The sequence below is a fragment of the Polynucleobacter brandtiae genome, assembly GCF_002797575.1.
Classification (GTDB): domain Bacteria; phylum Pseudomonadota; class Gammaproteobacteria; order Burkholderiales; family Burkholderiaceae; genus Polynucleobacter; species Polynucleobacter brandtiae.
Genome location: NZ_PGTX01000004.1, coordinates 110,293 through 133,928 on the forward strand (window position 1 = coordinate 110,293; position 23,636 = coordinate 133,928).

23 protein-coding genes and 1 tRNA gene are annotated in these 23,636 nt (G+C 41.8%); 15 read left to right on the forward strand and 9 right to left on the reverse strand.

Translation table 11 applies throughout. The annotated features are described in order from the left end of the window. Positions 1–32 precede the first annotated feature (32 nt). Positions 33–122 (forward strand) — tRNA-Ser (locus tag B0G85_RS08595). 263 nt (positions 123–385) lie between these two features. Here B0G85_RS08595 and B0G85_RS08600 read toward each other — a convergent pair. The 9 genes from B0G85_RS08600 to B0G85_RS08640 all read right to left on the reverse strand — a co-directional run bounded on the left by B0G85_RS08600 (position 386) and on the right by B0G85_RS08640 (position 8,224). Next, positions 386–856, reverse strand: coding sequence for a type II toxin-antitoxin system YhaV family toxin (locus B0G85_RS08600; RefSeq protein WP_439650396.1), 471 nt, complete (start codon positions 854–856; stop codon positions 386–388). A gap of 2 nt (positions 857–858) precedes the next feature. After that, a complete protein-coding gene (locus tag B0G85_RS08605) occupies positions 859–1,194 on the reverse strand; it encodes a type II toxin-antitoxin system PrlF family antitoxin (protein WP_369405933.1) in 336 nt (111 codons plus the stop codon). Between the two features lie 393 nt (positions 1,195–1,587). Continuing rightward, positions 1,588–3,282 carry a recombinase family protein gene (locus B0G85_RS08610; RefSeq protein WP_100380053.1) on the reverse strand — a complete coding sequence of 565 codons (1,695 nt, stop codon included), beginning with the start codon at positions 3,280–3,282 and terminating at the stop codon, positions 1,588–1,590. Then, on the reverse strand, positions 3,283–3,669 hold the full coding sequence (locus B0G85_RS08615; protein WP_100380054.1) for a DUF2924 domain-containing protein: 387 nt from the start codon (positions 3,667–3,669) through the stop codon (positions 3,283–3,285). Further along, complete coding sequence (locus B0G85_RS08620; RefSeq protein WP_232726003.1) at positions 3,666–4,049, reverse strand: DUF3489 domain-containing protein; 384 nt, start codon at positions 4,047–4,049, stop codon at positions 3,666–3,668. Before B0G85_RS08620 ends, B0G85_RS08615 begins: the two co-directional genes overlap by 4 nt. 165 nt (positions 4,050–4,214) lie before the next feature. Next, entirely contained in the window at positions 4,215–5,660 is a 1,446-nt protein-coding gene (gene terL, locus B0G85_RS08625; RefSeq protein ID WP_100380055.1) for a phage terminase large subunit, read from the reverse strand. Further along, positions 5,657–6,112: a DUF5681 domain-containing protein gene (locus B0G85_RS08630; protein ID WP_100380056.1), complete on the reverse strand. Its 456-nt coding sequence runs from the start codon at positions 6,110–6,112 to the stop codon at positions 5,657–5,659. Before B0G85_RS08630 ends, terL begins: the two co-directional genes overlap by 4 nt. Further along, a complete protein-coding gene (locus tag B0G85_RS08635; RefSeq protein WP_100380057.1) occupies positions 6,105–7,511 on the reverse strand; it encodes a site-specific DNA-methyltransferase in 1,407 nt (468 codons plus the stop codon). Before B0G85_RS08635 ends, B0G85_RS08630 begins: the two co-directional genes overlap by 8 nt. An 80-nt stretch (positions 7,512–7,591) precedes the next feature. Next, positions 7,592–8,224 carry a hypothetical protein gene (locus B0G85_RS08640; RefSeq protein ID WP_100380058.1) on the reverse strand — a complete coding sequence of 211 codons (633 nt, stop codon included), beginning with the start codon at positions 8,222–8,224 and terminating at the stop codon, positions 7,592–7,594. 640 nt (positions 8,225–8,864) lie between these two features. On the opposite strand from B0G85_RS08640, the gene B0G85_RS08645 reads away from it, so the two are divergent. The 14 genes from B0G85_RS08645 to B0G85_RS08710 all read left to right on the forward strand — a co-directional run bounded on the left by B0G85_RS08645 (position 8,865) and on the right by B0G85_RS08710 (position 23,622). Beyond that, a complete protein-coding gene (locus B0G85_RS08645; protein WP_100380059.1) occupies positions 8,865–9,839 on the forward strand; it encodes a tyrosine-type recombinase/integrase in 975 nt (324 codons plus the stop codon). A 273-nt stretch (positions 9,840–10,112) separates the two neighbouring features. Then, positions 10,113–10,496, forward strand: a complete 384-nt coding sequence (locus B0G85_RS08650; RefSeq protein ID WP_100380060.1) for a MarR family EPS-associated transcriptional regulator — start codon at positions 10,113–10,115, stop codon at positions 10,494–10,496. Between the two features lie 164 nt (positions 10,497–10,660). Then, entirely contained in the window at positions 10,661–11,827 is a 1,167-nt protein-coding gene (locus tag B0G85_RS08655; protein WP_100380086.1) for a nucleotide sugar dehydrogenase, read from the forward strand. A 21-nt stretch (positions 11,828–11,848) separates the two neighbouring features. Continuing rightward, a complete protein-coding gene (locus B0G85_RS08660) occupies positions 11,849–12,802 on the forward strand; it encodes a UDP-glucuronic acid decarboxylase family protein (RefSeq protein WP_100380061.1) in 954 nt (317 codons plus the stop codon). Positions 12,803–12,828: 26 nt separating this feature from the next. Continuing rightward, positions 12,829–13,875, forward strand: coding sequence for a UDP-glucose 4-epimerase GalE (gene galE / locus B0G85_RS08665; RefSeq protein WP_100380087.1), 1,047 nt, complete (start codon positions 12,829–12,831; stop codon positions 13,873–13,875). Next, positions 13,868–15,625 (forward strand): ABC transporter ATP-binding protein, encoded by a 1,758-nt coding sequence (locus B0G85_RS08670; RefSeq protein WP_157799303.1) that lies wholly within the window; start codon positions 13,868–13,870, stop codon positions 15,623–15,625. Before galE ends, B0G85_RS08670 begins: the two co-directional genes overlap by 8 nt. Further along, entirely contained in the window at positions 15,622–17,076 is a 1,455-nt protein-coding gene (locus B0G85_RS08675) for a hypothetical protein (protein ID WP_100380063.1), read from the forward strand. The genes B0G85_RS08670 and B0G85_RS08675 overlap by 4 nt, the downstream gene beginning before the upstream one ends. A gap of 27 nt (positions 17,077–17,103) precedes the next feature. Continuing rightward, a complete protein-coding gene (locus B0G85_RS08680; protein WP_157799304.1) occupies positions 17,104–18,144 on the forward strand; it encodes a glycosyltransferase family 2 protein in 1,041 nt (346 codons plus the stop codon). Positions 18,145–18,146: 2 nt separating this feature from the next. After that, on the forward strand, positions 18,147–18,578 hold the full coding sequence (locus tag B0G85_RS08685) for a hypothetical protein (protein ID WP_100380065.1): 432 nt from the start codon (positions 18,147–18,149) through the stop codon (positions 18,576–18,578). 114 nt (positions 18,579–18,692) lie between these two features. After that, a complete protein-coding gene (locus tag B0G85_RS08690) occupies positions 18,693–19,811 on the forward strand; it encodes a DegT/DnrJ/EryC1/StrS family aminotransferase (protein WP_100380066.1) in 1,119 nt (372 codons plus the stop codon). Further along, positions 19,808–20,581: a class I SAM-dependent DNA methyltransferase gene (locus tag B0G85_RS08695; RefSeq protein ID WP_100380067.1), complete on the forward strand. Its 774-nt coding sequence runs from the start codon at positions 19,808–19,810 to the stop codon at positions 20,579–20,581. Before B0G85_RS08690 ends, B0G85_RS08695 begins: the two co-directional genes overlap by 4 nt. Next, positions 20,581–21,816 (forward strand): glycosyltransferase family 4 protein, encoded by a 1,236-nt coding sequence (locus B0G85_RS08700; protein ID WP_100380068.1) that lies wholly within the window; start codon positions 20,581–20,583, stop codon positions 21,814–21,816. Before B0G85_RS08695 ends, B0G85_RS08700 begins: the two co-directional genes overlap by 1 nt. Continuing rightward, positions 21,813–22,610, forward strand: coding sequence for a class I SAM-dependent methyltransferase (locus B0G85_RS08705; protein ID WP_100380069.1), 798 nt, complete (start codon positions 21,813–21,815; stop codon positions 22,608–22,610). Before B0G85_RS08700 ends, B0G85_RS08705 begins: the two co-directional genes overlap by 4 nt. A gap of 85 nt (positions 22,611–22,695) precedes the next feature. After that, positions 22,696–23,622: a glycosyltransferase family 4 protein gene (locus B0G85_RS08710; protein WP_157799305.1), complete on the forward strand. Its 927-nt coding sequence runs from the start codon at positions 22,696–22,698 to the stop codon at positions 23,620–23,622. Positions 23,623–23,636 lie beyond the last annotated feature (14 nt).

The following is a 23,636-nucleotide window of genomic DNA, read 5'->3' on the forward strand; positions in this document are numbered from 1 at the left end:
TGTTATGAATGGCTATAATCCTTTTACGGTTCGGAGAGGTGGCAGAGTGGTCGAATGTACCTGACTCGAAATCAGGCGTACTGTCAAAGGTACCGTGGGTTCGAATCCCACCCTCTCCGCCATAAAGTCTTTAAGTCCTTGATTAATATAGGTATTTTCCATAAAGTCCCGCCAGCAGCGGGGCTTTTGCATTTCAAATTCTCTCTGCGTTTGCCTTAGCCCGTATTTTTAGCCTCATTCCTAGCTTTCTCTCAGAACGTCTTTTTGACGGTTTACTTAGGTTGTTTGCAGCTGCAAACAAGGCCTGATTTCATCGCAAAATGTACGATGTGCCACAAATAAATTGAGTAGGATTTAAGCGTCTATCTTGCGCAAATTGCGCGAGTTAATTTGATTGCGTTTTTGACTCTTTGAGTAAAGTTTCCCAGTCATCAGGTGGATGACCTTTCCCTAGCATTTTGGAAAATACACGATAGGCATCATCCTTGCTTTCGTAAGCACGTTTAGTATTTTCATCATTCACCCAGACATATACGATGATCTTGCTTGCTTCGTGATATCGAAAGAACAATCGATATTGTGCGAAGAATTTCGCTCTTAACCAGTGCTTATGATCCTCACCAAGTGTATTGCCTTGCCGATATACCGGTAGTGTTGGATCTTGTGGAATGACTTCGTATGCCAGTTTAAGAATGGCAGCCAATCGTTTGGCCGCATTTTTATTTTGATATGTTGCAGGATTCTTTTCTTTAAGCGAGGCGACTTCATTCGTTAGGACTTGAACTTGATCCAGAAACAAAGGGTGCGCAAAGATGCTCCAGCCTGCAATGATCAGAGGTGATGGCTTTGTAGAAATGATTAAGCCTCATCATCTGGTAGGGGGGCCTCTAAATCAAACTGCACCTTGCCTACCAACAATTGCAGGCGTTCAACCCAGGCGCTATCGAGTGCTTGTAAGCGCTCGGGATGGGTGGTCAGATCATGGGATAAAAAATGGAGGAAGTGGCCCAATACTGGATCGTCAGACTTAGTCTCTTGCCCGCGACTCAACAGCACCTCTCCGTTGTCCAAAATGGCGTAATGCACCTTATCGCGCTTGCCCAGTTTTAATGCCTGACGAATAGGCTCGGGGACAGTCGTTTGATAGCGATCGGTTAGGGTAGATTCAGTTTCAAGTACGGCGGTAGGCATCATTTGGCTCCCGGAAAAAGTGAGAGAGGTATTCATAAGGTAAATGGTAATGCAATTGCATTACCAAGTCAATACCTGTCTACGGGAGAGAATTTGTGATTGTGAAAATATCCATAAGCTATTGTTTTTAAACAATAAAATTTGACTATGTAGGCATTAGGAGCTATAATGTAAAGGTGGGAATCTAGCTCGATACTGCGGGTTCGCGTCGTGATTGCTCCGCCAAGTAGTCTTAGTAATTTGCCTCTCAGCGCAAAATACCGCAGGAGCCCCGCCAACAGCGGGGCTTTTGCATTTCTAAATCTCTCTACGGTTGGTTTAATCCTATATTTTTGCCTCATTCCCAGCTTTCTCTCAGAACGTCTTTTTGACGGTTCACTTAGGGCTGGCTTTGGGCTAATTGATGCCCAGTATCTTGCGCTGCTCATCCCAATCATGAGGTAGTGGAAGTAATTGTTTTAAGGAGTTAGCTGTAAGTGTATGGGGTTGCTGGCCATTTAAGATTGCTCTGACAATATCTGGAGCCAAGAAGGCGCGATGGATAGTGTTGGTGATGTAAGGCGTTGTTACACGCTCAGCTTTTGCAATCTCTGCGAGAGATTTAGCTTTTCCAGAGGTCAGTTGTTCTAACCAAGCTTGCCCCTTTTGAATCGATGCCACTAATACTGCATCTGCTGACTGTCTCTGAGATTGGTTACCCACTAATAATTTCATACCAAATCCGCAGCGCTCAATCTTGGCTTGGGTGGTGATAATCAGTTCGGATGCTTTAGTGGTCACTTTATTAGTCATATGATTCGGTTCCTCCTTAAGAAGAACATGTGGCTTGATTGTTATTTGGATTTCATCTGGAAGCACTCTGACTCCACTTGCCAATCGATGAATCAATTCATAACGCTCTTTACCTTCTTGCTTGACCAATTCAAGATGCTCATGGATGGATCGAATGAGTGTCTGAACTTGGTTTGACTCTGGCTGCAAAAAATCTAAGATACTGGTCTCATCAGTAAGCCAATTTTGCAGTTGATTGATCACTAAGGTTTCAAGTTCTTGAGCTGGGATGCGAATACCCTCTGGAGCTGCTTGTCTGCAATTGGTGATCAAGGGCTCCGATACATAGTAACGATAGCGCTTACTTTTCTTTTGGCTATGTGATGGCACGAGCCGGTGGCCTTGCTCATCTACTACTAGACCTAAGAGCAAACTATCGGATGGCGCTGATTTACGCTTGTACTCACTTTGGCGATTGCTAAGCAACTGTTCTTGAGTGGCATCCCAAGTCCCCATGTCAATAATGGCTGGATGTTGACCTTCATAAATCTTGTCAATGTGAGCAATCTTGCCAATGTAGACGGGGTTGGTCAGAATTTTATAGAAATGCCCGCGGGAGAACGCTTTGCCTCCAAAGGTGCGTTCAGTAGAGGTGATACGTAGTGGGGTGGTGATCCCCTGGGCATCTAATTCGTATTTAAGGGTGCGAACATTTTTAAGAATCAGATACCGATCGTAAATATGGCGTACTAAATTAGCCTGCTCTTCATGAATAGCTAAAGTGCGATCTTTGGCCACATAACCCATATGCGGAGTACCACCCATCCACATTCCCTTCGCTTTAGAAGCGGCAATCTTGTCCCGAATGCGCTCACCCGTGACCTCTCTCTCAAACTGCGCAAAGGACAGAAGAACATTGAGCGTTAATCGCCCCATGGAGGACGTAGTATTAAATTGCTGGGTTACGGATACAAAGGAAACCCCCTTGGCATCAAACTGTTCCACAATCTTGGCAAAGTCCGCTAGCGACCTTGTTAGGCGATCGACTTTATAGACAACGACGACTTGTACCTTCTTTTGATCAATGTCTAAAAGAAGTTGCGCCAGACCAGGGCGATCCATATTGCCACCTGAATATCCCCCATCATCATAAAAGGTCGGAATCAGTTTCCAGCCTTCATGCTGCTGACTCTTAATAAAGGCCTCGCACGCTTCTCTTTGGGCATCAAGCGAGTTAAACCCTTGCTCGAGTCCCTCTTCGGAAGATTTACGGGTATAGATGGCGCATCGCAAACTACCCGTATTTATTTTGCTAGCCATCTATTTTTTCAAGCCAAAGAACACGGGTCCTGACCAGGCGGTCCCGGTAATCGCTTTAGCAATCGCCGATAAGCTCTTATAGATTTGATCCTCATGTAAGTACCCATCAGCCAGAACGGTGACTTGATGAGTTTGATCTTTCCAGACCCGAATCAGGCGTGAGCCAATAGCGGGTTGATTGATGGAGATGGGTTTACCGGATTGCAACTGGCGTTTTTCACTACCGGATAATCCTCCCATCGCTTTGGCTTGAATTTGCCAAGCGATGGCACCGCGCAAAATATTTTCTCTAGCAAGGTGTGGGGCAGGCACTTCAAAGAGCACCTGCCATTCTTTAGCCAGTTCTGCGCGGCTCATCGCTTGCAGTTCTTGTAGGGCTGCTTTCATATTTTGGATTGGGTAATTTGATACATATAGATGCCATCTACTGTGTGCCGCACTATATGGAGTCCTAATTTTTTACGTAAGGTTCCGCTGATATACCCCCGGATCGAGTGGGCTTGCCATCCAAGAGTGTGCATTAGCTCCTCTAGGCTTGAGCCTTGAGGCTGGCTCAGTAAATCAATACATTGGGATTGTTTGGTCGGCTTTAGCAAGCGAGGGGGTGTGATTGATGATGGAGCTGAGGATGCCGCTGATGTAACCACTGCCTTCTTAAGAGATTTGGCGGCAACCTTTTTCTGAGGTTGCGCCATCTCAGGAGTGATGACTTTTGGTGTTGGCAGCTTGAGTATTGGTTTGGTAGTTTTTGATAATACAACTCGCATAAAGGCTCCTGGTGTTGATATTTCCCTATTGAAATAACAACACCAGTAACGCTCTGAAGAGCCACAAGATCAAGTCAATTAGCCCCTAAACCCAAACTTATTTACTTGACTTGTAGGTATGGCTATGGACGGTGTTTGAGGTCATAGCAAAGTGCCTTGTTAGTCTTAGTCTGCTAATTTGGCCCATATCATCATGGCGCGATTACCCCTTTGACGCAAGTGCGCTAAAGCTTGCGATGTGGCATCGACTTGATCGTCATAGCGCGTTCCAGGAAAGGTTAAGAGCTCATGCTCAAAGGCTTCTAACCAAGGCGCCTGATTGGGTAAGTACACCAGGCCAGCCTCAAAAAGATCAGACACCGCATGTAGACGCATCACTTTATCGGTACCCGCTGGAGGTACGTAGGGCACAATTTTGTAGCGATACATTTGCTGAAGTTCTTGGATCAAAGAGGTGCCCGAGGATTTATCCTCGATCACAATCGGACGAGGCTCAAATTGCTCTGCTTTTTCAATCACCCGCTTTTTAAGGGTGGGGTAGTCTAGTTTCTCGCGATGGACATCTAAAATATAGTAGTGCTCCTCAATCATCATTACGGTTACGCATACGCTGTAGTCGTTCAGATCACCGGCTTTATGAGCGGTATCCCAGCTTTGGATTGTCATGGATATGCCTTCAGGCAAAGGCTGCTCCTTGTCATAACGCATGATCCAGTTCGATTTAATAATCGATCCACCAACTGGGCTGGGGTTTTGTTGATATTGACTGGAGAAATTGAAGTTTCCAATTCGCGCTTTGGTTGCCTTGAGCATCTCAATTGTTTCACGCTCAGAATGCAAGGGCTCACCTTCCTGGCGTTGCCAAGAGCGGGTACCTAGTAAATCGGTAATCTCAAATAGTTCGTCTTGCTCGGCGATGGCCGGAAGATTGAGTACCGTCCAATTTCCATGTTCTAGCGCATGACCGACTAAATCATCTTGATGTAAGCGCTGCATGATCAAAATAATACAGCCGTTCTTTTTATCGTTTAAGCGACTCAGTAGGGTGTTGTCATACCAATCATTGACAGATTGGCGCCGGGTTTGAGAGAGGGCATCATCGGGTTTCATGGGATCGTCTAAGATAATAAAATCGGCTCCGCGACCAGTTAATACGCCTCCTACGGAAGTAGCCATACGGCCGCCTCCTTTGGTAGTCATAAAGTCATTGACCGCCATCTTTCTAGGATCGAGCCTTGTAGCAAAGAGGGTTTGATAAAAAGTACTTTGCATGAGTTTGCGAGACTCTAGTGCTAGGTTATCGGCTAGGTCTTGACCATACGAGGCGCAGATAATGCGCGCCGAAGGATCATGCGCTAGTAGCCAGGCAGGCATGCAGACCGAAGCGCAGTGGGACTTGAGGTAACGCGGCGGCAAATTAATAATCAGGCGCTTAGTTATACCAGTGCGGCAATTTTCTAAATGCGTCCCAATTAAGTAAATATAGGGCGCCAGTAGCAATTGCGTTTGAGGGTTGAGCTCATAAAAGGCGCGCTCGGTAAAAGTGACAAAGTCATTACGTATGATGGTGCGATATTCTTGTTGCGTTATTTGGATGGTGGTGTCATTCATGAAAAGCCTTTCTTCTCAGGTTCTGCAGTTGGGGTAGGGAGTTGGCCTTGTAAGCGCCGCATTAAGTTTTGCATCACTTGGCGATCTTCTTGTGGAAGGGTTTCAATGACTGAGGGAGCCTTGAGAGCCTCTTGATATTCGTGCTGCTGTGATACGCCTAGTACAAGGTTAGCGGCCCTGTGGTCTCCCGCCATCGCTTTATTGACCATCTGCTTGGCAATTACTTCACCTTTTTTGACTGTTTTGCTTCGCCCGTTTTCATTAATGGTGATAGTAGACTTGAGCTCCTCAACCAAAATAGTTTGTAAGCTGCGCGAACCTGTCGGACGCCCCTTGGGATTGCCGCTCTTACCCTTTTTAAATTGGGTTTTTTTGGGTGGGCTACGATACCCCACGCGGTAGGCAGCATTGTTAACATTGTTAGCATTATTGAATTGATCGGGTTTAGACATGACTTGCTTTCGCTTTGGCTTCCAATGCTTCAGTTACTGCATTAGCTTTCATACGCTCCTCAAAGCGTTTATTTGATGCTGCGTGGATAGCGGCTTGCCCAGTAATTTCTTGCCAGCGGGTAATCGCGAGATCCACGTACGCTGGAGAGAGCTCTACTCCATAGCAAATACGACCCGTGCGCTCACTCGCAAGAAGTGTGGTGCCGCTACCCAAAAAGGGATCGAGAACAAACTCGCCGCGTGCCGAGCAATCCAAAATCGCATCTACAACGAGATTAATCGGCTTAACAGTTGGGTGCATTGCTAAGAGGTCGCCTTCATGACCTTGGCGAGTCAATGTGTTGGCACCTGCGTACTGCCACACATTGGTGCGATAGCGCCCATGTTTGCCCAGCTCGACATTATTGCGGTGAGGACTTTTACCATTTTTAAACACCAAGATAAGCTCATGTTGACTGCGATATAGTGATCCCATGCCGCCTTTATCTTTGACCCAGACGCAGATGTTCTTGAGCTCTGTATAGGCACTCAAGCCTGCCGTATGAATCTCTGGAAGATGACGCCAGTCCATACACACATAATGAATTGAACCTGCTTTGCTATGGCTCGCCAGTAAGTTTAGTGAGCGCTCTAAAAACTGGGTGAATTCACTAGAGCTCATCTCGCCACTGGCCATCGCAAATTCGGGATGTTTGGGCTGAGTGATCTGTGCCATTAACTTTTTGCCATCATCGCTTTGATTGCTTTTATTATTTCGCCTGCCACTCACGTGTCCTTCAATGGGTACATTAAAGGGTGGATCGGTAAAAATGAGACCTGCTTTTTTGCCCGCCATAAGCCTTTCAAATGTGGTTTCTTCTAACGCTGAGCCGCAGATCAGCCGATGCTTACCTAAAAGCCACAGATCGCCTAGCGCACTGACTGGTTTGGTGGGTACTGGCGGGAGTGTATCTTCTGCAGAAGCAGCAGTAAGACTCTCAAAGCCGGAAATATGTAGATCAATCTCTCCCATCGAAAAACCAGTGTCTTCTAGGTTAAAGCTCAAATCCAAATTACTGAGTTCTAAGAAAATTTCCCCTAATAGCGCTTCGTCCCAGGAGGCATTTTCGGTTAGGCGGTTATCGGCAATCGCAAAGGCTTTGGCTTGCTCTTTGGTAAGGTGATCGAGTGTAATGACCGGAATTTGCGGCAGGTCTAAAAGCTTGGCAGCTTCGACTCGGCCGTGGCCGCAAAGTATTTGATGACTGGCATCAATCAGTATAGGGACATTAAAGCCAAAGGCCTGAATGCTTTTGGCAATCTGACGTATCTGCTGTTTGCTATGAATCCGAGCATTGCGCGGATCGGCTTGTAATTCGCTGGGTAATTTAAAGCTGGTGTTTGGTAAAGCGGATTTCATAAAGGCTCCTTTTTTGGGAAATTAAGGAACCTTTGTACGGAAAAAATTAAGCCATGTCTAAAGGAGGTAACCCCCTGTGATTAGGGTGGGGTTTTCTCCTTTTGCTTATGAAACTCTTCTATGGCACGTTTTGCAAAATGCTCGGGGCTACCTTCAACCTCGAGTATTCCAAAGACATCCGTCACCAGCCTTAAAAAATCACTGCTCGCTGGATGCCCTTCTAATATGGAGTCGACCTGAATAGTTGGCGGTTTAGCAGTTAGTTGACGATAGTTGCCAGCCAAACTCTTAGCTAGGTCAAGAGCCCTAAATTTTGCGGGGCGGCCTCCCGTGTTTGGTTGCTGTCCATCATTATTGTCGTGTAGTGATTCCAGGGCGTCATGAATGGTGGCAATCATTTTCTGGCAGGCCGATCGCAGATCACTTCTGGCAGATTTACCAGGAATTGCCAAAATCGTGCTTTGATGAATTTGCGTGAGGTAATGCTCTAAATCGGTAGTTTTGCTCAGCAGGCGTTGTAATTCAACGTTGACTACAGCAGGCTTTTTAATAAAATTATTGGGAAAGGGTAGATGAACAACCCCGCTCATTTGCTGGGCTAAAAATCCAATATATCGATCAAGATATTCGTGGCGCTCGTCCAGTATTGGGAGGCGTGCAAAAGCTTGAGTTAGTTCTAAGATGAGTTGCGTTGAGGATTTTTTGGGGTTCATTGGATGTGTTGATCGTCGTACAGCATAGGTTCTCTTTGTATGATTTCGAGATTGTCAGGTATTTTCATTAATCTTGATTATGCGAGATTTGAGCTCATGAATAAAATATTCACATGATGAGGATAGTGGTATTTCTGTTGTTGAAAGATTAGCAAGTTTTCGTATTAATCATAGCTCCAAAAAATTAAAAATGACTTATCAAAGAGATCCAAAATAAAATCAGGGTAAAACCATCTGTACTTGGTGTCTCATGTTTTATCGTTATGTCATAACTTACAGGCGCCAACAATCTGGGTTAGTTGACTGAAAATATTTAAAACCATATTTAAGCTTTGCAAATATATCTATTTATGCCCCGAATAAATTAATTTAGCCCGTTAAGAGTCGCATCCTTAGGTTATGTTGTACATAATTAAAACTATGTAGTAACTATTAAGTGCTTGGGTTGCAACGTTAATCAACGAGCATCTTACTCAGTTGGGCTAATTTAACTTCATCGCTGTAAATTTGACATTTTTATCTCCCAGGCAATCTGTATTAAGTTGACTATTTATTTATCTAAAGCAAATATGTGTTTATGAGGAAATAACTAATATTTTCGATTAATCAAATAACCTTAATTTAGATAGGAAAATTTATTATGGATTTATCGGCCGAACCCCCAGAAATTATTCTTGCAGGAGTTTTAAGAAAGATCGATGGCGCCTATTCACCAAATACTTTACGTGCTTATAAGGCTGATTTTCTAGAATTTATTCGATTTTGTAATGAACGAGAGTTGCCGCCTTTGCCGGCAAGCTATGAGGCGCTAGCCTTGTTTATAGACAAAAACGTCGAAAGGGGCTGCAGTGTGAACTTTATTAAGCGCAAAGTTAGTGCAATTGCGTCAATTCATAAATTTTGCCGCTTTTCTAACCCCGCCCATGATGTTGATGTGCAACTCGCATTACGACGCATGGCTAGAAAAAATGGACGACTTAACAAGCAAGCTTACGGTTTAAATAGAAATTTATTTGAAGATTTAATGAATGCAACAGGCGATGATATTCTTGGCAAGCGCGATAGGGCGCTTTTGCAGTTAGGTTATTCCAGTCTATGTCGCCGTCACGAATTAGTGGAGCTATTAGCACAAGACATTAAGCATAACGAAGATGGATCTGTGCTGCTACATCAACGAGCAAGCAAGATGGATACCTTAAGACGGGGCAGATGGATATATCTTCCTCCTGAAGTGTGGGTAGATGTACAGATTTGGCTCGAGGCTGCGCAAATTAAAGAGGGGCCAATTTTGAGGGGTATAAGGCGTGGTGGTCAGGTAATGATGGAAGCTTACGGACCAGGCGCAATTAATCGAACATATAAACGCCTAGCTAGAAAAGCAGGATTTGATGAGGCACTGGTAGCTGAATTAACGAGTCACTCGACTAGGGTTGGGGCTGCGCAAGAGTTATTGAGAACAGGGGCATCACTTTTGCAGGTTATGCAACGTGGTGGCTGGGGCTTACCGCAAAGCGTCCTTAAATATGTGAAAAATGCGGATATGGTTCATGAATACCCCACTTGGCGCAAAAAATACTTTGAAGATTCTGGGCAAGCCTCGCCTATAGAAAAATAGCTCAAGAAGGTTGCATTTTTCCGAAAATAATCCCTCCCTGATGGTATTTTTGTGGCTCGACCCCTTTTTTTGGCTGACTGCACTGATTTTTAACGGTGTTTACCATTTTTTACTTTTAATGAACTTAAAGGTTATTAGGGGTTATTGCTAATGTGGGTAATGGTCTAGCTTACGATGGAGGCGTTCTTTTTTTGAACAAGAAGACTATAAATGTTAGAATTATTTCATGTATAGCCAGTTTTCATTAAAACTACCAAACGGTAGCCAATAAACATGTCCCCTGGAGAGATCCAACTTCAAGTGTTGCGCGCCATTGAGTCAAATCCTGAGCTCACTCAGCGCCAGTTAGCCTGCGTCTTAGGTGTGAGCTTGGGCAAGGCTCACTATTGTGTGAAAGCGTTAGTGGGTAAAGGTTTGGTCAAAATGGGAAACTTTAGCCACAGTCAGAAAAAATTGGGTTACGCTTACTTATTAACCCCCAAGGGCATTAAAAGCAAAGCAGCACTGACGGCTCATTTTTTACAGCGTAAGATGGCCGAATATGAAGAATTACGCCAAGAAATTGAGTCCGCAGCTAAGGATTCAAGGGTTAAGAAGTCTCAATTGGGGGGGGGGGGGCTTAAAAAGCCTGCCTCTGAACTTGTAACCCATAAATGAACATCAAGACCAGGGTGAGTATAAAAATCAAGCAAGGATCTGCGTTTAAATGGGGCGGAACTGTTACTCAGGATACTGGTCGAGAGCGGGCATTAGCGGGCGCAAGCAATTCAATCAATTCAAAAACAAGTAGCTTAGGCGCTTATCAACAAAAGAAAGTCTTCATGAAGATCGCAGTTGTCGGAACCGGTTATGTGGGATTATCCAATGCAATCTTGCTCTCTCAACATCATGAAGTGGTTTCTTTAGATATCGTTCCGCAGCGAGTAGATTTGCTAAATCGTCGAGCGTCACCAATTGCAGATGTCGAGATTGAGGAGTATCTCAAAACCAAGCCCTTAAATTTAAAGGCCACTTTAAATAAAGAAGAGGCCTATGTGGGGGCTGATTTTGTCATTATTGCTACACCTACAGATTACGATGAAGTAACGAACTACTTTAATACCGGATATATTGAAGCAGTAGCGCGTGATGTCATGGTAATCAATCCCAATGCAGTGATGGTGATTAAATCGACTATTCCAGTGGGATATGTAGAGCAACTGCGCAAGAAACTCAATTATCAAAACATTATTTTTTCACCAGAGTTTTTGCGTGAAGGTAGAGCGCTTTACGATAACTTACACCCCTCACGCATTGTGGTGGGTGAGCAGTCAGAGCGTGCCAAAGTCTTTGCGGATTTACTGCAAGAAGGTGCGATTAAGAAAGATGTTCCAACGCTTTTTACCAATCCAACGGAAGCTGAGGCGATCAAACTTTTTGCTAATACGTACTTAGCGATGCGAGTGGCCTACTTTAATGAATTAGATACCTATGCCGCCATCCATGGTTTGGATACACGTCAGATTATTGAAGGTGTTGGTTTAGACCCACGAGTAGGACCTCATTACAACAATCCTTCCTTTGGTTATGGCGGCTATTGTTTGCCAAAAGACACCAAGCAGTTATTGGCTAATTATCAAGATGTGCCGCAAAACTTGATGCAAGCCATTGTGAATTCGAACTCAACGCGCAAAGACTTTATTGTGCAGGATATTTTGGCGCGCAATTCGAAGGTAGTTGGTATTTATCGCTTAATTATGAAAGCAGGCTCAGACAATTGGCGAGCTTCGAGTATTCAGGGAATTATGAAGCGCCTCAAGGCCAAGGGAATTGAAGTAATTGTGTATGAACCCATCTTAGGTCAAAAAGAATTTTTTAACTCCGAAGTCCTGGATGATTTGGATATATTTAAAGAACGAGCTGACTTAATTGTTTCCAATCGTTTAGTCGATGAGTTAAATGACGTGACAGCAAAGGTTTACACGCGCGATTTATTTGGGGGAGATTAAGCCCTAGGGATCATAAATATTATGCAAATCTACAATAAACATCAAAAAATTCTCATTACTGGCGGCGCTGGTTTTCTTGGCTCCCACTTAACGGAAAGGCTGCTTAAAGAGGGTAATGAGGTTTTGGTGGTCGATAATTTCTTTACCGGCACCAAGCACAACCTATCCCATTTGCTGGGCAATCCTAACTTAGAGGTGCTGCGTCACGATGTGACTTTTCCGCTCTATGTAGAAACGGACCAAATTTACAACCTCGCTTGCCCAGCATCTCCTGTGCATTACCAATATGATCCAGTGCAAACTACCAAGACTAGCGTGCATGGGGCTATCAATATGTTGGGCTTGGCAAAAAGAACGCGTGCTCGCATTTTGCAAGCTTCAACTAGCGAGGTGTATGGTGATCCAGAAGTGCATCCTCAGCCAGAAGAGTATTGGGGTAAGGTAAATCCGATTGGTATTCGTTCTTGCTATGACGAGGGTAAGCGCTGCGCGGAAACTCTATTTTTTGATTACAACCGCCAACACAATCTTGACATCAAAGTCGTGCGAATCTTTAATACCTACGGCCCACGTATGCATCCCAATGATGGCCGGGTAGTGAGTAATTTCATTGTCCAGGCACTACAAGGCAAAGACATCACTATTTATGGTGATGGTCACCAAACCAGAAGCTTTTGTTATGTTGACGACCTCATCGATGCCATGGTGCGAATGATGAATTCGGAGGATGGCTTTACGGGCCCGGTCAATATTGGTAATCCAGGTGAGTTCACGATTCTGCAATTAGCAGAAATAGTAATTAAGCTCACTGGTAGTAAATCCAACATTGTTCATCAGGCTTTACCATCGGATGATCCTAAGCAACGCCAACCCAATATTGATTTGGCTAAAGTAAAGCTGGGTTGGGAGCCTAAGGTCACTCTTGAAGATGGCCTTAAAGAGACGATTGCGTACTTTAGGAAGTTTGGCGGTTGAGATTAACGTTTTTTTGAATGAAAATTATGAATATACTTCTTACTGGAGGTGCTGGATATATTGGTAGCCATACCGCATTAGCATTATTAAATGCTGGCCATACTCCAATATTGCTTGATAATTTTAGCGCTAGCGACCCAAAAATTTTAACTCTTCTTAAAGCTGCTGCTAAAAAAGATATTCTTTTTTACGAAGGCAATGTTGGCAATCAAACATTAATTAGGCAAATTTTAAAAGAACATTCAGTAGATGTGGTTATGCATTTTGCAGCATTTAAGGCAGTTGGCGAATCAGTAAAAAATCCTTTGGCATATTATAAAAATAATGTAAGCGAATTTGTTAATTTACTTTCGGCAATGGATGCAGAAAAGGTCAGGAATCTAATCTTTTCGAGTAGCTGTACCGTTTATGGAAATCCTGTGCGTTTACCTGTATCAGAGGATTTTTCGTATGGATTTAACAACCCATATGGACATACAAAGGTAGTATGCGAGCAAATACTTGAGTCGGTATGCGTCTCTAATAAGGGTTGGAAAGTTGGCAAACTCAGATATTTTAATCCTGTAGGCTCTCATGATTCAGGTTATTTCGGCGAACTTCCTGTTGGTCTGCCCTCTAATTTAATGCCATATCTTGATCAAGTCGCCAGTGGCGAAGTTCAGAAACTGTATATTTTTGGTGGCGATTACCCAACTGGAGATGGGACATGCATTAGAGATTATGTTCATATATCTGACCTTTCTGAAGGGCATATTGCATCACTTGAAGGCCTTATCAAAGTTGGGAGTCACGCCGTAAATCTTGGTACGGGGATTGGTTATAGCGTGCTTGAAGTAGTTGCTGAGTATGAAAGAGTAACTAGAAAAAAAATTCCTTACGAAATTATTGGTCGCCGACCAGGGGATGTGCCTGCTGCTTTTGCGGACCCATCTATGGCTTTCCAAGTTTTGGGATGGAAGGCGAAAAGAAGTTTAGGGGAAATGTGCTTAAGTAGTTATAGCTGGAGAATGCAATTGCCGACTTTGCTGTCATCATGTAACTTAGCACCAATCGGAATATCTCCTCTTGAATAATAGTGACGATACAATTTCAATTAATCTAGTGCGTCTATGGCGTACATTTTCTCACGCTAGAAAGAAACAGTTTATTGCACTTATTCTGCTCATGGTGCTTTGTTCATTTTCGGAAATATTAGTGATTGGGTCGGTCGTCCCCTTTCTAGCGCTAATAGCTAATCCTAACTCTAATTTCATGGGGTCAATAGCGGCAAGCGCACTTCATGTTATTTCGGCTACCAATATTCAAGATATTAGGATTGTCGCGTCAATTTTTTTTGCATTATCGGTGTTATTGGCAGCTATTTTTAGAACAATTCTAGCTTGGGCAACCACATATTTCTCATTTGATCTAGGGGCTGATTTAGGTCAGCGAATTTATCGCGCAATACTCAATCAGCCGTATTCTCTTCATATAAATCGTAGCAGTAGCAAAGTCATAGACAGCATAACGAATCAAGTTAATGGGATCGTATACGGTACTACACTGCCATTACTTCATCTGCTTTCAGCAACTTTCCTTGGGCTTTTTATCTTTGGGGCGCTAATTCTAGTCGATCCAACAATTACATTAATTTCGTTCATAGGTTTTTGCGTAATTTACTTATGTGCAGCCTTATTGACGAAAAATAGCCTTAAAAGAAACAGTTTATTTTGTGCATATGAATCTCATAGAGTTCTCCAATCCTTACAGGAGGGTATGGGCGGTATTCGCGAAATTATTATCGATGGCACTCAGAATATTCATGCTGCCACTCATAGTGAAATAGACTTAAACCTAAGGCGTGCTCAGGCAAGCACCTTATTTATTTCGCTAGCCCCTAGGTATCCCGTTGAGGCAATGGCAATAATAGTAATGATCGGAGTCGCACTTACATTGAGTTTGGGTAATAGTAACGCAGGGGAGTTAATTCCTAAATTAGCTGCAATGGCCTTAGGCGCACAAAGGCTTCTTCCTCTATTGCAGCAAACTTTTAGCTCTTGGTCGAGCCTACAGGGAGCGCAACATTCAGTTGCTGAGGCCCTTGACTTGCTAGATTTGCCAAGTGAGGCATCCAGACTTCAATCGATTGGCAATATTTCTTTTAAGCGTTCAATTAATATTGAGCGATTAGCATTTCGCTATGCAATTGATCAACCTTTGGTTTTAAAGAATATTAATCTAGAAATAATCAAGGGTTCACGTGTGGGATTGATAGGTGTAACAGGATCTGGGAAGAGCACATTTTTAGATTTGATAATGGGTTTACTGGAGCCCACATCCGGAGTGATTAACATTGATGGCGAAGAGAAAATAAATCTTTCTAATTCAAGGCAATGGCAAAGACATATTGCGCATGTTCCTCAAAATATATTTTTATTAGATCGTAGTATCGCCGAAAATATTGCTATGTCTGATTCAGGGAGTCAAATTGACTATATTCGATTGAATCGCGTGATTAGACAAGCCTCACTTGAAGACTACATTAATTCACTGCCCGATAAATTTGATACTTGCGTGGGTGAGCGGGGTATTAGGCTATCAGGTGGCCAACGTCAGAGAATAGGTATTGCGAGAGCCCTTTATAAGGGTGCTGACCTTATCATTCTTGATGAAGCTACTAGCGCATTGGATAGTGAAACTGAGAGAGCAGTAATAGCCGAGTTAGATCGTATAGACAATGATGTCACCATTCTTATGGTTTCTCATAGGCCTGAAACTCTCAAGAGTTGCAATTTTATCTATGAAATAAAAAACGGGTGCCTAAAAGAGGTAAAGCAAATATGACTATAAGTGTAGAAAAACTGGTGCTAGATAATACATTTGTCCTAGCTGATGTCCAATTCCTAGATCGGCAAAGTATTGATCCTCTTGGGCGTGTCTTTAGTTTTTGCGGTGAATTTTATCGGGCAATCAATGATGGTTATGTACAACACGTACTCGAGATGTTTTCATCTGGTCTTATAGGGCACTTGCAAGATGCAAATCTTATTCCTATTACAGTGGTAACGGATTTTAGATTGCCTGGATATGGATTAATACTGAAGCATGAAACAATATCACCAGAGATATATCCATCAGAATGGACATTCTCCATGCTCTATCAGGCAGCTCTATGCGTTTTAGAGGCTGCGAAAATAGCAGCGATTTATGGCTACAATATGAAAGATTGTCACACCCAGAATATATTATTCAAGGGCTGTATTCCTGTGTATGTCGATCTTGGGAGTTTTTATAAAAGTGAGCCTGGGGCTGTGGGTTGGGCTCCCCAGGAGTCATTTTTGGAGGCATATATTTATCCTCTAACATTAATGTCCAAGGGAAATTATTGGATAGGCAATTTATGCTTAACAACCCTATATCCGCTTGACCGTTTAAAATATACTCTAATTCGCTTTCCACTTGCCACGTTAATCCCTCATACTTTAATTTCAAAATATGCCTTACTAGTTGGGAATTTTAGGAAGATTTCTCAGCTTTCTTTCTCAAGGTTAAGTGCAATTAAAAATCCAAAACTTAGAACCTTTATATCCGTCTTTAAACCAATTGTTAATTGGATGTCTAGGAGCATCCTAAATTGCTTGGAAATTAATTTTAGAAAACTTAAAAGAATTAGCGCGCCTAAGGTGATATCTCAATGGTCGACGTATTACGATTCTGCTGAGATTGCTAGCGAGAGGTTTAGTCATTTAATAGATAGCATTAATCTGCGGTGCCCAGATGCATTATCTTTGGTTGATATTGCCGGAAACCAGGGCAGCTTGATTAACCTACTCATTTTAAAAACCAAATTAAAGAGTTATATTTGCTTAGATATAGATGATGGTGCCATAGAGCGAGGATTTAATAGCGCTCGATTAACTTTGAATGCTAAAAAAATTAGTTTTGCTTGTTTTGACTTTATGTCTCCTATGGGGTATCTTTCTGATAAGTCCCCATACGTAAGATATGCTGCTGACATAACGGTTTGTATGGCGTTAACCCATCATTTATTGCTTACACAGGGATTTTCTGCTGAACAGGTTGTAGAAAGGGTTGGTGCTGTATGTAAAAAATATTTATTTGTAGAATTTATGCCTCTTGGTTTGGTTGGTCAAAATAATCTCGTTCCCGATCCTGGATTGCCGTCTAACTACACATTAGAAACCTTTACTGCTGCATTGGAGAGAAATTTTAAAATAATTGAAATTATTGAAGAAGAGGCCAATAGAACTCTTATTTTTGCAATTAGAAAGTAATTTCATTACACATATTTAGGCTCTATTTTGATTAATTCCACTATTATTATTCCTACAGCTGGCAGAATTGACGTCTTGATAAAAGCGATAGAATCAATTTTGAGACTTGATTTACAAAAAAATAATTCAGAACTTATTATTGTTGATAATAACAGTGATCCTTTAATGTCCCAGATTCTGATGCAGCATTGTATCGAACTACAAGGAAGGCTGAGATATGTGCATGAGCCCTCTCCGGGACTTACTGCCGCGAGACATCGAGGGGCGCGTGAGTCCAACGGGGAAATATTGATTTTCTTGGATGATGATGTTGAGGTCTCTGAGGGTTGGCTGGATACCATCCATAAAGGTTTCTTGGATGATGATGTAGTAATGATTGGTGGCCCGAGTATTCCTAAGTTTGATGGTTCAATTCCAAGTTGGTTTTGGAGTTTTTTTACATCCACGCCCTATGGGGGTTGGATGTGCAGTTGGCTGTCCTTATCTGATATTGGATCTGACGTTAAAGGGGTCGATCCAAATTATATCTGGGGGTTAAATTTCTCAATACGTAAGAGTGTGCTTTATGAGTTGGGCGGCTTCCACCCAGATTTGGTTCCAAAGAATTATCAGTGCTGGCAGGGAGATGGGGAGACTGGCTTAACTATGAAGGTTCGCGATTCGGGTAGAAGGGCGGATTATCTAAAAGGTGCTTTAGTATTTCATCAGTGTGGTCAAGATCGTTTAAATCTAGAATACTTTAAGAAGAGAGCATTTTACCATGGCGTCTCTGATTCATATGCTAACATAAGGTCAAGGAATAATAAATCTAAATTAATAAAAAGTAATTCACCGCAGCCTTTTTTTGATTCATTGCGTACACTCAAAGCGAATTTTAAAAAGATGCTTATTAATTTTTGTCTTGATAAAGTCTACGCTGTTAATTCTGGAAGTCCACAAATCATGACAAAATATGCTGAAAGACAGGGTTGGCTATTTCATCAAGAGCAAGTCAAAATGAATCCTAGCCTATTACCATGGATATTAAGAGATAACTACTTTGATACAGATATTAGAGAATTGAAATAAGTATGATAGAAAAAATTAATTGTTCTGGTGATGTGATCGCAATAATATTGCGAACAAATTATTACTCAGATGGGATAAAGTTTTTGACCCCAGATGATTATTCTCAGCAACTGGGTTATATGAATCGACCCCAAGGTTATTCTATAAAGCCCCACCTACATAATAAAGTATCTCGCACCGTTCATTTAACTAACGAAGTTCTTTTTATTAAATCAGGAAAAGTGCGAGTTGACTTTTATAGTCAAAGCAAGCAGTACATTGAAAGCAAAATCTTAATGCCTGGCGACGTTTTGTTATTGGCATCGGGTGGGCATGGTTTTGAAATGCTTGAAAATACTGAAATGATTGAGGTTAAGCAGGGGCCTTATGCGGGCGAGGGAGATAAGACTCATTTTGATGCAGATATCGCTGATAGGATTGTCATTCACCCATAGTGTGACCTAGAAGCTTATGGGTAGGGCTAAGTTTCATGCTGAATAGGAAATTTAGATTTAAGTGTTGGTGGTAATTTTTTGATTATCCATTACGAGCAAAAAAGAATGTCATCTATGAGTATAAATATTCCTGTTAATGAGCCATTAATTGATGGCAATGAAAAAAAATACTTGCTTGAGTGTATCGACAGCGGTTGGATCTCATCCGAAGGTCCTTTTGTTGAGGAGTTTGAGCGTAAATTTGCAGAAAGGGTGGGGCGAAAATATGCAGTGGCCGTTTCAAATGGCACTGCTGCGATTGATCTCGCTGTTGAAGCATTATGCATAGGGGATGGCGACGAAGTTATATTGCCTGCATTCACAATAATTTCCTGTGTTCTTCAGATCGTCAGGTCTGGAGCAATTCCCGTTTTAGTAGATAGCGATCCCTGCACTTGGAATATGAATGTAAGTCAAATTGAGGCTAAGATAACCGCAAAAACAAAGGCGATCATGATTGTTCATATTTATGGGCTTCCAGTCAATATGGATCCCGTAATTGAGCTTGCAAGGCGATATGGGCTCAGGATAATTGAGGATGCCGCCGAAATGCATGGTCAAACTTATTTGGGTGCCCCTTGCGGTAGCTTTGGGGATATTAGTACTTTTAGCTTCTATCCCAACAAGCATATTACAACCGGAGAAGGCGGTATGGTAGTCACAAATGACTTAGCTCTTGCCGATGCTTGTCGCAGCCTTCGCAACCTTTGTTTTCAACCATCGAAGCGGTTTGTTCATGAACGCCTTGGATGGAATATGCGCATGACTAATTTACAAGCAGCTATTGGTCTTGCTCAACTCGAGCGGTTAGACGAGTTTGTGGATCGTAAGCGCCGTATGGGATGTCTTTATACAAGATTGCTAGAGGGGATTAAGGGGTTTGATCTCCCGCTTTCAAAAACAGATTATGCTGAGAATATTTACTGGGTATATGGGCTGAATATTAATGGCGACCAGGAAATTAATGCAAAAGAGGCTATGAATAGACTGGCCAAACGAGGAATAGGAACACGGCCATTCTTTTATCCGATGCATGAGCAGCCGATCTTAAGGGAAATGGGATTTTTTAAGGGGGAGCGATATCCAGAGGCTGAAAAATTAAGCAGAAAAGGATTCTATATTCCAAGTGGAATGGCGTTGACACAAGATCAGATTAAGCATGTTGCCCATGAAATTAGAGAGGAATTTTCATGAGTCGAATATTTGATGCGTATGCCGCTTATTACGATCTTCTATATCAGGATAAAGATTATGAGGCGGAAGCAAATTTTGTCCGAGGTTTACTTTCCAAATATAGCGCGGAAATGGGGAATAAACTTTTAGAGTTGGGTTGTGGCACAGGTAGGCATGCTGAAATTTTCTCAAGAATGGGATATGCTGTGCATGGCATTGATTTAAGCGAGGCCATGGTTAATGCTGCAGGAAGTCGAAAGTATTCAGATTGTTTAGTGGAGCCAATTTATACGGTGGGAGATGTTCGCAGCATTAGATTGGAAAAGTTATTTAATGTTGTGATTTCGTTATTTCATGTTGCTAGTTATCAAACTAGTAATTTAGACTTAAAGAATATGTTTTTAACAGTTGCAGAGCACTTGCATCCCGGAGGTATTTTCATCTTTGATTGTTGGTATGGCCCTGGCGTACTTACAGATCTGCCAAAAAATCGGGTAAAGAAAATGATCAGCGAAGAATTTGAGGTGACTCGTATTGCAAATCCTACTATTTACCCCAACTCAAATTTAGTTGACGTTGGTTTTAATGTTGAGGTAGTGGAAAAGGCCACGAGAAAAGTTAGTCACATCGCAGAAATTCATAAGATGCGCTATCTTTTTAAGCCGGAAATTGACTATTTATTGGGTGAGGTGGGTTTAAGATGTATCGAGGTGCTGGAATGGATGACGGACAGGCAAGCAGGCCTCGAAACATGGACTGCAGTATTTGTCATTAAAAAAGAAGATTTTTAATGGGCAATAAAATTAATGAAAAAATAAGAGTTGGTTTTTTATTGGAAATGCCAAGGAGTGGCGGGGGAAGCTTTCAGTGGATGATTAATATTCTCGACGCCTTGGCTTCTTATCGGGAAATTGAAATATTCGTTTACCATAAAAAGAATTATGAAAATTTAGAGGAAATTCAAAAAAGATATCAAAATTTAACTTACATTAGTATTGGTCAATTTGGCCATATAGCTAAGGCTATTTTCAAGCGACTATTCTTTGTTGCGCCGTTCCTAGCCTCAAGGATGCCATTTCTTCTAGCGTCAAATATTTATTTTAGAAAAGATGCTATCGATCTCTTGGTTTTACCTACCCTGTTCGTTGATGCAGTTGCCTCTACTGCTCCAACCATATTTTTTTTAGCCGATATAGGTCATAGAACCCACCCAGAATTTCCTGAATTAGCGTCTGGGCTAGAGGCCTATCGACGCGAGCAATTGATTAAGTATGGTCTGAGAAATGCACTAACAATTGTAGTTGAATCGACGCAATTAAAAAATGACGTCATGGCTATATATGGCGCTGATCGCGATAATATTTTTGTAATACCTCAATGTTTGGGGATGAATAGGGACTCGGCTGATAATACCAGTGGTATGCAATTGGATAATGAAGGTTTGATGCTTCCTGAAAAATATTTTTATTATCCCGCCCAACTATGGCCCCATAAAAACCACCTCAATCTTTTAAGGGCCTTTAAGGAAATTGAATCCAGTTATCCCGATTTGCATTTGATATTAACTGGATCTCGAAAATCCGGAGATGATCTAATATTTCAGGAAATCAAGGTGCTTGGTCTTGAGGGAAAGGTTAAGTATTTTGGATATGTGCCTGACGCTGGCGTGCAAAATTTATATAAGAATGCAATAGCGTTAATCATGCCTACATTTCTGGGGCCTACAAATATACCAACGCTTGAGGCATTTCACTACGGTTGCCCAGCCATAATTTCTGATTTACCTGGTGTACATGAGCAGGCTGGAGATGCTGCAATTTATTTTAATCCCTCATCAATATCAGATATAAAAAATTCAATGCAGAAAATTTTACTTACACCCGGATTACGTGATCAAATGGTAAAAAAGGGACATGAAAGAATTAAGTTCTTCTATTTTAATAGTTATAAACGGCATTTTCATAATGTTCTTGATAAAACGCTCCACAGTATTAAAGCACCACATTTTGAAGGTATTAATAAATGAAAAGCTACCTAAGAAGGGCAAGAAATTATATTTCCGAGTTGTGGTATCGACGCCCCTGGTGTTTTAGGCAGAAAGAACTTCTATTTACACAGATCCTCACAACCGTTGGGCATCGAGACGATATTTACAGGTATATGCACAGGTATTTCTATAATATCTGCCCTGTAGATGTAAGAGACCATAGAAAGTATTTTTCTAGGAACAAGCGTGGATTTGGGGAGGATGCTTTGCACGCCATGTGGTTTTCAATTTTTAAGCAATTCAGACCGATTAGGTGTTTAGAAATTGGTGTATATAGGGGGCAGGTCATATCTCTTTGGGCTCTACTTGCAAAGAAATTTGATTTCAAATGCGATATTCATGGAATTTCACCATTCGAAAATGAGGGAGATAGTGTAAGCAATTATATTGGCGGGGTAAATTATTATCAGGATGTTTTGCAGAATCACAAAGTATTTAACCTCGCCACTCCATCATTATTTCGTGGCTATTCTGCAGATGAATTGGCAATTGAATATATAAAATCTATCTCATGGGATCTGATATATATAGATGGAAATCATAATTATGACGTCGCGATTGCCGATTACGAATTAAGTATAAGGTGCCTAAATATCGGTGGAATATTGGTAATGGATGACTCAAGTTTATACGCCGACTATAACCCAAGCAGATTTGCATTCGCCGGACATCCGGGCCCCTCTCGTGTTGTTAAAGAACGGGCAATGAATGATTTAATCCTAATTGGTAGTGTTGGGCATAACAATGTATTTCAGAAGTTAAGAGAAATTTAAGTTGGTAACTAAGAGCACATTTCCTGTGGTGAGGGTGGTTCCATTGCAACCTCACTCATTTGCATTTGGTGGATTTGAGGTTCAAATGCTTGCTGCAATCAAGGCGAGTTTAAAGAGTGGCGTTGATATTTCGCCGCTAAACTTTTGGGACAAAAAAAGTGATTTTAATATTGTGCACATTTGGGGATACGATCTTCAGCACTACAATTCAATAAAATGGGCAAAGTTGAGTGGAAAGAAGGTTGTATTGACTGGGCTATTTCCTTATATAACTTTAAAGTCTAGAGCGCGCAATTTTGCATCAAGTTTTATCGGTCCTGGTGTTCTAAGAAATAAGATGCTTGAATGGGTAGATGCGATTACTGTTGTTAATGACGAGCAACAAAGATACGTTAATAGTGTTCTTGGATATCCAATGGAGCGTATTTATGTGGCGCCAAATATTGTTGACGATAAATTTTTCTTAGCAGAATCGCCGGTAGCTAAGAGTTATGTATTGTCTGTGGGTAATGTTTGCCTTAGAAAAAATCAACTTCAGTTGGTGAAGGCTTGCAAAAAATTAAATGTACCTTTAGTGCTTGTCGGAAATGTATTGCCGGGGGATGAGAGGTACGGCATAGAAATTGAAAATGAACTCCAAGCGTATAGCAATGCCACCTGGTTAAAGGGGATTGAGTCGGCTTCTTCTGAATTGATTGACATATACCGAGGTGCAAAAATATTTGCTCTTCCAAGTCATACTGAAACTCAGCCAATATCAGTGCTGGAAGCGATGGCAGGCCAAATTCCTGTTCTTATTGCTGATCAGCCTTATGCCAGGCAAAAATTTTTTAAACACGCTTTTTTGGTTGATGCAAATAGTCAGTCATCTATTGAAAGGGGTCTAAAAAAAATATTTGAAAATTCTAAATTGGGTATAGCGTCTTTTGAGTTAATAGAGGAATGCAAAGAAACTTCTGTTGGAAAGACTTATAGAAATATCTATAAATGTGTGATGGAGCACACCATTTAAGCTTTGCATCTTCG